General features: G+C 54.0%; 12 protein-coding genes, 1 tRNA gene and 1 pseudogene. 3 read left to right on the forward strand and 11 right to left on the reverse strand.

The window, feature by feature from the left end:
* Positions 1-141: 141 nt before the first annotated feature.
* Positions 142-1,887: a DNA primase gene (dnaG, locus tag GPJ68_RS21350; protein WP_019077713.1), complete on the forward strand. Its 1,746-nt coding sequence runs from the start codon at positions 142-144 to the stop codon at positions 1,885-1,887.
* Between the two features lie 164 nt (positions 1,888-2,051).
* Complete coding sequence (gene rpoD, locus GPJ68_RS21355; protein ID WP_016154549.1) at positions 2,052-3,896, forward strand: RNA polymerase sigma factor RpoD; 1,845 nt, start codon at positions 2,052-2,054, stop codon at positions 3,894-3,896.
* A gap of 45 nt (positions 3,897-3,941) precedes the next feature.
* Here rpoD and mug read toward each other — a convergent pair whose 3' ends face one another.
* Positions 3,942-4,448 (reverse strand): G/U mismatch-specific DNA glycosylase, encoded by a 507-nt coding sequence (gene mug / locus GPJ68_RS21360; protein ID WP_080859510.1) that lies wholly within the window; start codon positions 4,446-4,448, stop codon positions 3,942-3,944.
* A 125-nt stretch (positions 4,449-4,573) separates the two neighbouring features.
* Here mug and GPJ68_RS21365 point away from each other — a divergent pair.
* Positions 4,574-4,649 (forward strand) — tRNA-Ile (locus tag GPJ68_RS21365).
* Positions 4,650-4,810: 161 nt separating this feature from the next.
* Here GPJ68_RS21365 and GPJ68_RS21370 read toward each other — a convergent pair.
* The 10 genes and pseudogenes from GPJ68_RS21370 to GPJ68_RS21415 form a co-directional block, all read right to left on the reverse strand.
* A complete protein-coding gene (locus GPJ68_RS21370) occupies positions 4,811-5,152 on the reverse strand; it encodes a TA system toxin CbtA family protein (protein WP_014641112.1) in 342 nt (113 codons plus the stop codon).
* Positions 5,153-5,172: 20 nt separating this feature from the next.
* Complete coding sequence (locus GPJ68_RS21375) at positions 5,173-5,490, reverse strand: type IV toxin-antitoxin system YeeU family antitoxin (protein ID WP_001004647.1); 318 nt, start codon at positions 5,488-5,490, stop codon at positions 5,173-5,175.
* Positions 5,491-5,518: 28 nt separating this feature from the next.
* Positions 5,519-6,001: a DNA repair protein RadC gene (radC, locus tag GPJ68_RS21380; RefSeq protein ID WP_180837426.1), complete on the reverse strand. Its 483-nt coding sequence runs from the start codon at positions 5,999-6,001 to the stop codon at positions 5,519-5,521.
* An 8-nt stretch (positions 6,002-6,009) separates the two neighbouring features.
* Entirely contained in the window at positions 6,010-6,468 is a 459-nt protein-coding gene (locus GPJ68_RS21385) for an antirestriction protein (RefSeq protein ID WP_000211839.1), read from the reverse strand.
* A gap of 101 nt (positions 6,469-6,569) precedes the next feature.
* Positions 6,570-6,809: a DUF905 domain-containing protein gene (locus GPJ68_RS21390; protein ID WP_001115184.1), complete on the reverse strand. Its 240-nt coding sequence runs from the start codon at positions 6,807-6,809 to the stop codon at positions 6,570-6,572.
* A gap of 90 nt (positions 6,810-6,899) precedes the next feature.
* A complete protein-coding gene (locus tag GPJ68_RS21395) occupies positions 6,900-10,367 on the reverse strand; it encodes an AIDA repeat-containing protein (protein ID WP_001618787.1) in 3,468 nt (1,155 codons plus the stop codon).
* Between the two features lie 60 nt (positions 10,368-10,427).
* Positions 10,428-11,111: a YafY family protein gene (locus tag GPJ68_RS21400; protein WP_001135318.1), complete on the reverse strand. Its 684-nt coding sequence runs from the start codon at positions 11,109-11,111 to the stop codon at positions 10,428-10,430.
* 226 nt (positions 11,112-11,337) lie between these two features.
* Complete coding sequence (locus tag GPJ68_RS21405) at positions 11,338-12,165, reverse strand: DUF932 domain-containing protein (protein WP_000197390.1); 828 nt, start codon at positions 12,163-12,165, stop codon at positions 11,338-11,340.
* Between the two features lie 91 nt (positions 12,166-12,256).
* Positions 12,257-13,120 carry a GTPase family protein gene (locus GPJ68_RS21410; RefSeq protein WP_001065554.1) on the reverse strand — a complete coding sequence of 288 codons (864 nt, stop codon included), beginning with the start codon at positions 13,118-13,120 and terminating at the stop codon, positions 12,257-12,259.
* A gap of 328 nt (positions 13,121-13,448) precedes the next feature.
* Positions 13,449-13,781 (reverse strand): annotated as a pseudogene (locus GPJ68_RS21415) (LysR substrate-binding domain-containing protein); the annotation flags it as partial.
* Positions 13,782-13,783 lie beyond the last annotated feature (2 nt).

Genomic DNA, 13,783 nt, shown 5'->3' on the forward strand with positions numbered 1-13,783 from the left:
ATTCAAGCTGCCTCTGCGTTGGCTGCAGTCGTTCCCTCCAGTCACGTACTGATGTACGCTCCTGAGGATTCGCTCTCTTGCCGTCTTGAAGCATCTTGAATGATTTTGTGTATATAAGTCATAAAAAAATAAACGGGGCATATGGCTGGACGAATTCCACGCGTATTTATAAATGACCTGCTGGCAAGAACCGACATTGTCGATCTCATCGACGCGCGGGTAAAGCTGAAGAAGCAGGGCAAAAATTATCACGCGTGCTGTCCGTTCCATAACGAAAAAACCCCCTCTTTCACCGTAAACGGTGAGAAACAGTTTTATCACTGCTTTGGGTGTGGCGCACATGGCAACGCCGTCGACTTTCTCATGAACTACGACAAGCTCGAGTTTGTGGAAACCGTCGAAGAACTGGCCGCAATGCACAACCTTGAAGTGCCCTATGAAGCAGGCAGTGGCCCTAGTCAGATAGAGCGCCATCAACGGCAAAGCCTTTATCAATTGATGGACGGCCTGAACACTTTTTATCAACAGTCTTTGATGCAACCCGCCGCAACCCCCGCGCGCCAGTACCTGGAAAAGCGAGGATTAAGTAGCGACGTTATCACCCGTTTTGCTATTGGTTTTGCGCCCCCCGGCTGGGACAACGTCCTGAAACGGTTTGGCGGCAATGCTGAGAATCGTAAATCGCTGGTCGATGCGGGAATGTTGGTCACCAACGATCAGGGACGCAGTTACGATCGCTTCCGCGAACGGGTGATGTTCCCCATCCGCGACAAACGTGGTCGGGTCATTGGTTTTGGTGGACGCGTGCTGGGCGATGCCCTGCCGAAGTATCTCAACTCCCCGGAAACCGATATTTTCCATAAAGGTCGCCAGCTGTATGGCCTTTATGAAGCCCAGCAGGATAACGCCGATCCGCAGCGCCTGTTAGTGGTAGAAGGCTATATGGATGTGGTGGCGCTGGCGCAATACGGCATTAACTACGCTGTGGCATCCCTTGGGACGTCAACCACCGCCGATCACATCCAGTTGTTGTTCCGCGCGACGAACAACGTAATTTGCTGTTACGACGGTGACCGTGCCGGACGCGACGCAGCATGGCGCGCGCTGGAAACCGCACTGCCCTATATGACAGACGGACGCCAGCTACGCTTTATGTTTTTACCTGACGGCGAAGACCCCGATACGCTGGTGCGTAAAGAAGGGAAAGAGGCCTTTGAAGCCCGGATGGAGCAGGCGCTGCCACTCTCCGCGTTTTTATTTAACAGCCTGATGCCGCAGGTGGATTTGAGTACTCCAGACGGACGCGCACAGCTCAGCACGCTGGCATTACCGCTGATTACTCAGGTACCAGGCGAAACGTTACGCATTTATCTGCGACAGGAGTTGGGAAACAAGCTCGGCATTCTTGATGACAGCCAGCTTGAACGTTTAATGCCAAAACTGGCAGAAAATGGGGCTTCCCGCCCTGTTCCACAGCTAAAACGTACGACCATGCGTATACTTATAGGGTTGCTGGTACAGAACCCGGGTCTCGCCCCGCTGGTTCCGCCGTTAGGCGCACTGGATAGCAATAAACTGCCTGGACTTGGCTTATTCAGAGAACTGGTCAACACTTGTCTGGCTCAGCCAGGTCTGACCACCGGACAACTTTTAGAACACTATCGTGGCACAAATGATGCTGCGACCCTTGAAAAACTGTCGATGTGGGACGATATAGCAGATAAAGATATCGCAGAAAAAACCTTCACCGACTCACTCAACCATATGTTTGATTCGATGCTTGAGCTGCGCCAGGAAGAGTTGATAGCTCGTGAGCGCACACACGGTTTAAGCAGCGAAGAACGCCGGGAACTCTGGACGCTGAACCAGGAACTGGCCAAGAAATAACAGAAAGACAAAAGTATTTAACGGCTTAACTGCCGAATATCGCTCGGGAAGCCCCCGACAGCCGCACGGAGAGGCAGCGGCAAAATATAAGTATGCCCTCGTTTTGCCGTTGGCGGTTTTACCGCCCAACACCAATCAAACGAATTAAGTGTGGATACCGTCTTATGGAGCAAAACCCGCAGTCACAGCTGAAGCTACTTGTCCAACGTGGTAAGGAGCAAGGCTATCTGACCTATGCCGAGGTCAATGACCATCTGCCGGAAGATATCGTCGATTCAGATCAAATCGAAGACATCATCCAAATGATCAATGACATGGGTATTCAGGTGATGGAAGAAGCACCTGATGCCGATGATCTGCTGCTTGCTGAAACCTCCAACAGCACCGATGAAGACGCGGAAGAAGCGGCTGCCCAGGTTCTGTCCAGCGTTGAGTCCGAAATCGGTCGTACAACTGACCCGGTCCGCATGTACATGCGTGAAATGGGTACCGTTGAACTGTTAACCCGTGAAGGCGAAATCGACATCGCTAAACGCATCGAAGACGGGATTAACCAGGTTCAATGCTCCGTTGCCGAATACCCGGAAGCCATCACCTACCTGCTTGAGCAATACGATCGTGTAGAAGCTGAAGAAGCGCGTCTTTCCGATCTGATCACCGGCTTTGTCGATCCGAACGCGGAAGAAGACATGGCGCCAACGGCGACACACGTCGGTTCTGAGCTCTCTCAGGAAGAGATGGATGACGATGCAGACGAAGATGAAGAAGATGACGACGACAGCAGCGATGACGACAACAGCATCGACCCTGAATTAGCGCGTGAAAAATTCGGTGAACTGCGTACTCAGTACGAAATCACTCGCGACACCATCAAAGCGAAAGGCCGCAGCCATGCTGCCGCGCAGGAAGAAATTCAGAAGCTGTCTGAAGTGTTCAAACAGTTCCGCCTGGTGCCGAAGCAGTTCGACTACCTGGTAAACAGCATGCGCGTCATGATGGACCGCGTGCGTACTCAGGAACGTCTGATCATGAAGCTCTGCGTTGAGCAGTGCAAAATGCCGAAGAAAAACTTCATCACCCTGTTCACTGGCAACGAAACCAGCGAAACCTGGTTCAACGCGGCAATCGCGATGAACAAACCGTGGTCTGAAAAACTGCACGACGTGGCAGATGATGTTCACCGCGGACTGCAGAAACTGCAGCAGATTGAAGAAGAAACCGGCCTGACCATCGAGCAGGTTAAAGACATCAACCGTCGCATGTCCATCGGTGAAGCGAAAGCCCGCCGTGCGAAAAAAGAGATGGTTGAAGCGAACTTACGTCTGGTTATCTCTATCGCCAAGAAATACACCAACCGTGGTCTGCAGTTCCTGGATTTGATTCAGGAAGGTAACATCGGTCTGATGAAAGCGGTTGATAAGTTTGAATACCGTCGTGGTTACAAGTTCTCTACCTATGCAACCTGGTGGATCCGTCAGGCGATCACCCGCTCGATCGCGGATCAGGCACGTACCATCCGTATCCCGGTACATATGATTGAGACCATCAACAAGCTCAACCGTATCTCCCGTCAGATGCTGCAAGAGATGGGCCGCGAGCCGACGCCGGAAGAGCTGGCTGAACGCATGCTGATGCCGGAAGACAAGATCCGTAAAGTGCTGAAGATCGCTAAAGAGCCTATCTCCATGGAAACGCCGATCGGCGACGATGAAGATTCGCATCTGGGTGATTTCATCGAGGATACCACCCTCGAGCTGCCGCTGGATTCTGCTACCACCGAGAGCCTGCGTGCCGCAACTCACGACGTTCTGGCAGGCCTGACCGCCCGTGAAGCGAAAGTTCTGCGTATGCGTTTCGGTATCGATATGAATACCGACCACACGCTGGAAGAAGTCGGTAAACAGTTCGACGTTACCCGCGAACGTATCCGTCAGATCGAAGCGAAAGCGCTGCGTAAACTGCGCCACCCGAGCCGCTCTGAAGTGCTGCGTAGCTTCCTCGACGATTAATCTCGCCGCATAAGCATAAACGCCACCGCAAGGTGGCGTTTTTCTTTATAGTCCCCGTCTGGCCAGGGCGTCATTCACTTCCTGATACGCCTCCACCAGTTTATCCAGCGTAATCCGACTTAACCCGCTGGGATTCGGCAAAACCCATATTTGCGTCGCGCCAATAGTCAGCGTTTGTTTTCCCCACTGCGCCCCACGCTGGCTGAGGCCCTGCTCAAATGCCTGCTTCCCAAGGATTGCGAGTGCAGCAGGCTGATACTCTTCTATTTTCTCAATGAGCTTACGACCACCGTTGCGCATCTCTTGTAGCTTCACTTCATTGGCTTGCACCGTCGGTCTGTCGACAAATTTAGTCACGCCACAACGGAAGTCCAGCAGGTGTTGTGCCTCTTCGGGTTTGAGCTGGCGATCGGTAAATCCCGCCTGATGGATGACCTTCCAGAAGCGATTAGCGGGATGTGCAAAGGGGAATCCTGTACCTGCGGAAGACAACCCCGGATTGATGCCGCAAAACACCACCCGCAGCCCCGGCGCCAGTATGTCCTTAACCATAATTACTCCCATCAATACATCAGAGGAACAAGTATAACGGACTGAAAATACATTGTTTATAAAAACAGCATCCGTACGCTTATGTCTGGATTGCAACGCGGAGTTACTTTATAATCCACCGCCACGGCCCCTTAGCTCAGTGGTTAGAGCAGGCGACTCATAATCGCTTGGTCGTTGGTTCAAACCCAACAGGGGCCACCAGATAAAACAAGGAGTTAGATGAGAAATCGTCTAACTCCTTTTTCTTTGGATGCAATTTGGGTCAGGTAATGGGTCAGGTAAGGAATTGCTACCCTGCCCTCTTCATCTCGCTGCCAGCATCCCCGGATAGTGATGAAAGCCAGTAGCACTGCCTGTAATATTCACCGTACCAAATTTTTACGGCTTTGCCGCAACAAGCCAGTTGCCTGCCGTGCTCGCAGAATGTCTACAGCCCGGAGATAAGGGGATTGTTCCTGCCAGCTAAACCCCTTCCTGTCGATACGCACCAGTTCGTATTTTTCCACCAGAAAATTCACGGCATCAGCCAGCGAGATCCCGGCATCGATATGTTCCTGTATAACACGTTCCTTACTGAACGGTGTGTCGTTGAGGGTGAGACCATAGTGCTGTTCCAGCAGGCGTGTCAGTAACATTTTCCAGACAGCCACGGGTGACAGGCAGGGCTTCACCACCCGCAGAGTTGTTGCAGGTAAAGTTTTCATGTTTGCTCTCGTGAAGGTAATTAACGCTGAGTGGGGTAAATGGCGATGTATACGTAGCCGCAACTGCCAAGGGTGTCGGCTTCACAGGTAAAACCGTTGTGGTACAGGGTGACGCAGTGTGTATGGCGAGGATTCAGATCGCCAGTGGTCAGCATCAATTCCATCTGACGGACAAAGTGCGGGAATGCTTCATCCAGCCTTAGACATTCAACGTCACTGAACTTACCGGTGATACTGGCCCGGTCAGACAGATAGTGCAGTCGGTTGCTCTCCTGCACCAGCCGGACACCGAAGCGTGGTGTGACGTCACGCTGCAGGCCCCAGGTCATTTCATTCACTAATGTTCTCCTTTAAGGTAAATGCATCTCACAACAGACCGTGTTCAGCGAACGACAGTATCTGGTTACCACCGACGATAAGGTGGTCCGGAACACGTATGTCCACCAGCGCAAGTGCCTGCACCAGACGCTGCGTAATGGCTTTGTCAGCCTGACTGGGTGTGGTGTCCCTGGAGGGGTGGTTATGCGCCAGTATCACTGCTGCTGCATTGAAATACAGGGCGCGTTTGACCACCTCCCGAGGATGTACCTCGGTGCTGCTAATTGAACCGGTGAACAGGGTTTCGTGGGCAATCAACTGGTTCTGCTGGTTCAGGTACATCACCATGAACTCTTCGCGCTCCAGTCCCGCCATTCTCAATTTCAGCCAGTCACGGGCAGCCTGGGCGGACGTGAATGCCACGCCAGTTTCGCGCAGGTGGTGATCAAGCAGCGTTAAAGCGCGTTTTATCGTGCGTTGTGCAGTCAGCGGAAATGCCGGAGTCTGTGTGGAAAGTAGTTTTTCCATAATGAGTTTCCTTAATCAATAATGCGCAGAATGGCCTGTGACTCGGGGTGTTGCAGGGTGTAGTCCCGCAGGCGGTAATAGTGTGCGGTCATCGCGTCACATTCTGTACGGCAGGCATGGTGGCTATACGCAATCAGGCAGACAGCAATACCTGCTGCTTCTGCACTCATTTGGGCATCGTTACCGTTCAGGCAGTTAAACAGACGCCATGTCTCATCGTTGTCAGGCTCGGGGGACATAAATGCGCCGCCATTGCTGAGGGTGTAGAACGACCAGATACCACCGCTGTAGCCCTCACAGAAGCGGTCCATCCAGGCGAAGATATGCGGCTCCAGGAGTAGCCACTGCGGGATAGCGCCAAAGTACTGTGGCCAGAAATCGATACGCTGTTCATCGGGGACCGGCGTGACGGTCAGTTCAAATTCGGGTTGGTTAGCGGGTGCGAGGTCGTACTGCGTCTGTGTTGTCATGGGCATGTCTCCGTTAATAAAAAACGCCAGCGGCGATGGCTGGCAAATGGGGGAATAAAGCGTGTTCGGGGAGGTGAAATGTGCGGGTAAATGCTTCGCGGTCAGCGGGTGGAGGTGCCTGTACGGATGCCAGAGGTGCGGATGTAGCGGTTAAGACTTTCAGCGGCATCGGGTTCAAAGTTCCATGCCCGCCAGACCATCCGGCCTTCAGTGTCACGAACCACAAGGCGGAAGTGACTGCCCTGGTCGTCTTCGAGGGTGATATTGCTGTACGTGGTAGTGACCGCTTGCGCATGTCTTCGGGTGAAGGGTCCCGGTGGCAGTAAGTGAGATTCAGGCATATGCCTCCTTAAATGCAAAAAGCCCCTGTTGCCAGAGCAACAGGGGCTGTGAGGACTACTGATACCACTCTGGTTAGAGTGGCAGGATTATCAGAAGGTGACTTTCAGTGTGGCCTGACCGTTGTAACCGTCAACGCTGTTACCGCTGACGCTGCGGGTATAACCGCCCTGCACGCCCAGTGTGACATTCTGCCGTACTCGTGCGTCAATACCCGCCTGCAGGTCAAGCGACGTGCCTTTCTGAGACGGGGTGAAGCTGACATTGCTGCCTGCAGTCGCCGTGCCCATGCTCATATCGCCATCGGAACTGAACGTGCGGATGACCGACGGACGTACCCACCAGTTCACCGGAAGCTCACTTGCGCTGCGCTTCATGCTGTCAGCAAACCCTGTGACCGCAGAGGTACCCTGACCGAAGTCCATTTCAGACGAACTGCCAAAACGGATACCGGCGCGGACATGCTGCGCACTGCCGTCACCAAAGTTCACGTAACCGCCGTTGTCATGCCCATCATCCAGAGACAGTCCTTGCCAGATGTACTGCAGTTGTGGCTCCAGCACCAATCCCTGACTGATGTTAAACGGTAGACCGGTTTCCACAGAGGCCAGCCAGCCAGTGCCGTCAGTATCAAAACGGTTATCCGAAGAGTTGGCTTTCAGGCTGTGACGGGAGCCTTGTGCCACGATATCTGCCCACAATCCACTGGCATCATGAACTGCTGTCAGATAGCCGCCGATGCTGTACACCGTGTCACGCACGCTGCCTGCTGCAGAGCGATCGTCGTTTTTCACATCCACCGACGATTGGCCTACTGCGCCATACAGACCAGTGGTTAGGGAAAGTGTACCGGTATCATGCTTGAACAAGTCACCACCAAGCTGCATAAAACCGTAGCTGCCGCTGCTTTCCGGGGTGTCGCCCTGTGCAATGCCGCCGTTACCATCACGCCCGGTATGCCCGCCCTGAATACGTCCCCAGATCCCTTGGTCGTTCACGGCGCTGCTGCGCTGACTGTATGTTCCCGCCAATGCACGGTCGTAATCCATACTCTGCGCAAACAAAGAGGCGTACAGCGCCACTTCGGCACGGTAACCCGCTTCACTGGTGAGGTACCAGTTTTCATCGGCACTGCCGTGGCTCAGGGTGTAGTTGTACGCCCCGGCCTGCAATTTGCGGCCCAGCGCAAAGGCTCCGGCTTCAGTGGTGGCTCCGTTAATCGCATCCACCACTTTGATGCCGTTGCCGGTTGTTGCTAGGCCCAGCCCTGCATCACCGGTATGGGTGAAGTTCAGCCAAGTTTTGCCGGTTGCCTGTCCGCCGTCAATGACCAGCATATCGGTCGGGAAGGCCGGGTCATCAAGACGAATCGACATGTTGATGGTGCCGTTACGGCCCGTCAGATTGGTGACCGTCAGTGTTTCCGGGACAAATTGACTACCGGTGGCTGGAGTAAAACTGATGGTTCCGGCGTTATCGAGGTTATCGAGCACCGATTTCACTGCCGCCCCACGCTGAATATTCCAGCTGGCAGCGCTGTCGAGGGTGACGTCAGTCGGGTCAATCGCGCCGTTCATCACCGAGTTGCCAGTCAGGCGCACTTGGGTACCAGACTGTGCGATGATATCGCTGTTGATGATCGCATTGTTCAGCGCCAGCGTTCCCTGATTCAGGGTTACCTGTGACTGAGACAACGTGCCATTGCTGACCGTCAGGGTACCGTTACCCTCTTTGAGTAATTGCCCGTCACCACTTACCGAACCGCTGATGGCTGCGTTACCGTTGCTGAAGTGCAGTTGTCCGCTATTGGTGGCACTCCCTGTCAGCGATGCACCGTCGCCAAATGTGGTGGTACCAGTAAGCGTGCCACCTTGGGCCACATTCAGTGTACTGCCTGCACCCACTGTGGTGTTATCCGCACTGCCGTTACCCAGTACCGTGAACTGACTGCCGTTATCAAGACGCAGGTTGCTGGCCTTACCGGTTGCGCCGTCAATGCCGAATGCGCCGGTGGTGTTCGTACCGCTGACCGTTGCACCGGTATCGGCAATCAGCACACCGCCGTCATGCATTACGATGTTCTGCGCCTTACCACCGGTCGCGACGGCCAGAATACTGCCCTGATTAACCGTAGTGGTATCGGCGATGCCATTGCCTAGTACATCAAGACGCCCGCCGTTTTCCAGCAGGACATTGGTAGCGATATGCGTGGTGCCATCAATGAAGAAATCCCCAAGACTGTTCGTCCCGGTAACCGTGGAATCGGTGGTCGCCCATAATGCACCGCCCTGTTTGATGACCACATCCGTCGCGGAAGTGCCCGCATCCACCGACAATATGCCATCCGCTTCCACTGTGACGTTATTCGCCGACCCGGCCACTGCCGTTTTCCCGGCAACAGGTTCATCCTGCCAGATGGACACTTCCAGCCGACCACCACGATTCACGACCGAGCCGATAGCTGTACCACCGGCAAAAACCGACTGTACCCCGCCATTATTGATGGTGGTATTTTCCGCACGTCCACCATCCACCATCTGATACGACAGGTCGGTCAGCAATTCGCCGGAGGGTGAATCATCACCGATAGTGGTGTTCAGGGCAGAGCCACCAGCCTGCACACTCTGCGAGGATGCGCTGTTGCCGTTTGCCACCTCGGTGCCAGTACCATTAAGGATAGTGGTATCCGTTGCCGTCGCTCCGTTCTTCACCACCTGCCAGCCGTTCTGGCTAATCACTGTACCTTCGGCGCTGGCACCTTCATGAACGTACTGGAAGCCACCTTCCAGCAGGGTATTAATTGCCGAACCGTGCACACTCTGGTCGCCGTCCGCTTTAATCACTGTGCTGGTAGCGAGGCCACCAGCGGCAATAATCTGACGACCATCGTTATTAATGGTGGTATCAGTTGCGGTACCGGCAACCCACTGCCCGTCGTTGTTCTCTGCATCGGGACCACCCTGTGCTCCGGTATTCACCACACTACCGGTAGCCTGCGCTCCAGCTTTTACCAGCTGAGCCCCGTCTTTATTAATGATCGTGCCGGAGGTAATACCGCCGCTGTGTACCCACTGTGTACCACCGTCAAGCGTGGTATCTGAAGCTTGACCATGCACGCTCTGACCACCACCGCTGTTGACTGTGGTGTCTGTGGCGCTGCCGCCAGCCAGTACACCCTGCAGCCCGCTATTATTAATGGTGGTCTGGTTTGCCACGCCCCCCGTCTGTACCCACTGACCACCGCTGTTGTCATCATTATCAGCACCGAACTCCAGGCCTGTGTTGATGACTGTGTTGTTTGTCTTACCGAAAACGATCTGTGAGTCGTGATTGCCGATCACCGCACCATTGACTACCTCACCGGCCGCTACCGTACGGGTGTTTCCCGGCGCATCATCAGCCAGTGCCGCAGGGCTTGCCACCAGTCCGGCAACTGCCAGCGCGAGAACAGCAGTGCTGCGCTTTCCTTTTGCTTTTGCCAATTCTGAGACAACAACAAATGCTCCCAAAACTTCGTTCCATACCAGCCGGTAGCTGGTGTTCAGGTTTCGCTTCATCATAAATACCTTGTTGTGTGTAGAATTTCCCCTAAAAGGGTATCGGCAAGAAGCTGATTTCCTTTAGGTTGTAGTTATGTTGGTGATTGCCTGTTGAATAAACTGAAAATGCGGCAGTGCTCGGATAAAACTTAAATCTTCTGTCAGTCGGTAAAAGCGCTCGTTGCGTTTAAAACTCTCAGTGAGGGGCTGCACAAGGTGAATATCACTGAGCGAAAACACCACCGGACGGTCGTGATGCTCCGCAACCAAGTACCAGTGGCTCTGCTGGGCAATCAGCCTGTAAGGGGCCAGTCTTTCGCAACGATTTCCGTCAGTCAGCAACGTGACGCGCTGGCAGGTGGTAATAGCCTGTACCAGCCGGTAAAAGGACAGCTGGGTCGCAGGTGAGCCCACAGAAACCGCATCTCCGGTCAGGCAGGGGGCACCCTCGCAGTTCAGCAGCAGGCTCACCAGCCGACGGTCCAGCCCCGGAAAGAGGCCGGCGATGCCGGTACGGTGGGCAAACGTCAGGACATCCAGCTCGCCCTGCGGCCCGGCCCCTGTCCGTAGGCGATAGCAGCCCTGATGGCATTCGAGATCCAGATAAATCAGCCGTTCACGAAAGTCTCTGTAGAGGGTGCGGACTGACACGTCAAACTCGGTCGCGAGCTTTTGCATATCCAGCGTTTCACCCGCTACGAGGCGGCTGATAATCAACGACAGCCTGACCGCCAGTCTGTCGTAGCGACGCTCTGTCGGTGGCATGATGGTTCCTCCGTGCAGGTTAACCGGTTGAAAGACATGAGATTCTAAAGGAGGGGGTTGTCAGGATATGTCTGTTGGAGCCGCTATTTTGAGGGAGGCCTGAAGCCTGAATCTGTCAGGCCTGCGCCATTTTTCGGTGAAATACTCGGCAAAAATTCCCACCAAAAATGACAGGGAGTGTCATTTATTAACACCGCCGTAACGTTATCTGATGCAAAGTGTGAACTCACGCAGGCCGAAAACCACTGAGCATCGCTTCCGCCATCACCCACAGTGCCCGGTTAAGCTTCACATCACCGTCTATGCCCCGCACGGCACGGGTATGCGTGCGCCCGCCTTTTGCGCTACGACCACTGAGCCCGCCCTTAATCAGGTTCTCCTGAATACGCTGGTACGTGGTCCACAGGTCGTTACTCTCATCCTGCCAGCGGCGCGGGGAGAGCACCTGTGACGGCGCAACCGGCTGGTGGTCCTCCCCGAACCGGTACGTCAGTGCAGCCTGTGCCAGTGCCTGTTGCGCAGGAGGCTGCAACAGCAACGACTGCATCGCATCCCGCTTCTCCTCCACACGGTCAAAAATGCCCAGTACCTCATACGCGCCTTCAATTACCTGACTCACCACGTCCCCCTTGTGCGGCACCCGCACCTCGCCAAACGACTCACCACAGACGAGCCCGTTCTGACAAACTGCGCGAAATAGTCCCGGCAACATCTGGTACGAACTGGTGCCATCATGTGAATTCAGCAAAATGATTTCCGGCACCTGCTTACCGGTAATCTGCCCCTCCCGACGAAGGCGCAGCATATGCTTTGTATGTTCACGACGACCCGGGTCACGCACGCGGGTCTGACAGGCAAAGAATGGCTGGAAGCCTTCTCGCTGTAGGCTGTCGAGCAGGGAGATGGTGGGTATATAGGTATAACGCTCACTACGGGACTCGTGTTTGTCCTCACTGAATACACTGGGCACTACGCGAAACAGCTCTTCACGGGTTAACGGACGGTCGCGACGGATAAGGTTTGCTGCGCCAAAGCGCGAAGCCAGACGGGTCATAAGCAGACTCCTCATAATGGGAAAACAAATAAAAGAAATCCCCGTCGCATCGGCGACAGGGGCAGGGAAGTAACAGGGATGGGTTAAATACTCAGAAGAAGAAATCCCAGACGGCACGGGCCACTGACACCACGGTGGTGCGCACGGCCTGAATGACGGCCCGCACCGGGGCGGGTATCAGGGGAAAGGCACTGATGCTATCGAGTACGGCCCCGACGGTTTCACCAAAATCGCTACGAGCCTGTTCCCGGACTACCGTCGTGCGAAAGGAAGGATGGAGTTGCGACACCACCGGGCTGGTGGCCTCACGTGGCAGGCACTTAATCATCCGCTCGGCCATCACCTTAAGCCCCCATTGTAGACGGACCGACACAGCACACACCGGATGGACGGGCTGGAACAGCTCATGCAGCAGGCAGATTTTGCGGCTGATATTCTTCTTCTGCGCCGTGGACAACTGTCCCCCACCGCTGGTAGGTTCGGCCTTATCCGACTGGCTGATAACAAACAGCACCTTATGCCGGTATACCTCTCCAATCACCTGATGATAAAAATGTTCATCCACCGTCAGCGCCCGGTCATCGGCCTTAATCAGCCACAGTACCAGGTCGAGGCGAGGAAGCTGTTCGCGGTACAGCGCAGCATACTCGGTATCGCGAGCGCCACTTTCGCCCACGCCGGGCAGATCCATCAGCGTTATATAGCGGTCGCCGACTTGCAGGCGAAAGCGCAGTGACTCACGTGTACAGGCCGCCACATCGCTGACCGGTGATATATCTCCGGCAAACAGGGCATTGCACAGACTGCTCTTCCCAACACCGGTTTTACCCATAATGCCGATCACTGGCTCGTAGTTAGTTAACTGGTTAATTTGCTGCAGAAGCCGCTCTGATACCCATTGCGGCAGATCAGCAAGCGATTGCTGAAACGACTTCAAACCTTCAGAATTATTCATCACTACTCCTCTGAAAAATAATAAAAAACGGTAGAATCGTGAGATTCCGCCGTTAATTGCGTATGTTCAGAGTGATGATATATATCTGAAGATTTTTTCAATCCTCTGCGCTTGAGGCAGCTGCGCGACTGCTGGCTCAGGCAATGAATGAGTTATAATAGCAGCATTTACTAACAGGGATTTATTGAGAGTATGAGCCGCCGTGATACACCTTAAAATCTCAACCCAGCAAAGTTTCGGAGCCGCGAGCAAAAGTGAGAGCCTTCACAAAATAATGCTTAGTAATAAAGTTACTTTGAATTCAGAGCCCCGATTAATGTGAACATGATCAACGAATTTTACCCAGATTGAGTTCATTCAGTAGCCAGGTTTTGAACACATCAAGCGCAGAATGCATGTGCTGGTGCTGGGGGAAAACCAAATAATGACCGATGTAATGTATTTCGCTGGTACTGTTTACAAGTGGGCATACCAGTTTACCGCTAGCGATTTCACGTTCAGCCAGTAGTTTTGATTCAAGCACAACTCCCAAGCCGTCAACTGCGGCAGCAATCGCCATAAAGCTACGGTCAAATCGAAGGCCATAATTATTGGGTGGCGTCATCTTATTCGCCTCAAACCATCCTTTCCACTGGTACAACTGCACATCGCAGGTAATGACTC

The organism is Citrobacter sp. 172116965 (assembly GCF_013458095.1).
GTDB classification, from domain to species: domain Bacteria; phylum Pseudomonadota; class Gammaproteobacteria; order Enterobacterales; family Enterobacteriaceae; genus Citrobacter; species Citrobacter braakii.

Excerpts from the sequence above, each read along its gene's own strand:
- dnaG (WP_019077713.1), top strand. The coding sequence starts at position 142 with ATGGCTGGACGAATTCCACGCGTATTTATAAATGACCTGCTGGCAAGA.
- rpoD (WP_016154549.1), top strand. The coding sequence starts at position 2,052 with ATGGAGCAAAACCCGCAGTCACAGCTGAAGCTACTTGTCCAACGTGGT.
- mug (WP_080859510.1), bottom strand. The coding sequence starts at position 4,448 with ATGGTTAAGGACATACTGGCGCCGGGGCTGCGGGTGGTGTTTTGCGGC.
- GPJ68_RS21370 (WP_014641112.1), bottom strand. The coding sequence starts at position 5,152 with ATGAAAACTTTACCTGCAACAACTCTGCGGGTGGTGAAGCCCTGCCTG.
- GPJ68_RS21385 (WP_000211839.1), bottom strand. The coding sequence starts at position 6,468 with ATGACAACACAGACGCAGTACGACCTCGCACCCGCTAACCAACCCGAA.
- GPJ68_RS21390 (WP_001115184.1), bottom strand. The coding sequence starts at position 6,809 with ATGCCTGAATCTCACTTACTGCCACCGGGACCCTTCACCCGAAGACAT.
- GPJ68_RS21395 (WP_001618787.1), bottom strand. The coding sequence starts at position 10,367 with ATGATGAAGCGAAACCTGAACACCAGCTACCGGCTGGTATGGAACGAA.
- GPJ68_RS21400 (WP_001135318.1), bottom strand. The coding sequence starts at position 11,111 with ATGCCACCGACAGAGCGTCGCTACGACAGACTGGCGGTCAGGCTGTCG.
- GPJ68_RS21405 (WP_000197390.1), bottom strand. The coding sequence starts at position 12,165 with ATGACCCGTCTGGCTTCGCGCTTTGGCGCAGCAAACCTTATCCGTCGC.
- GPJ68_RS21410 (WP_001065554.1), bottom strand. The coding sequence starts at position 13,120 with ATGAATAATTCTGAAGGTTTGAAGTCGTTTCAGCAATCGCTTGCTGAT.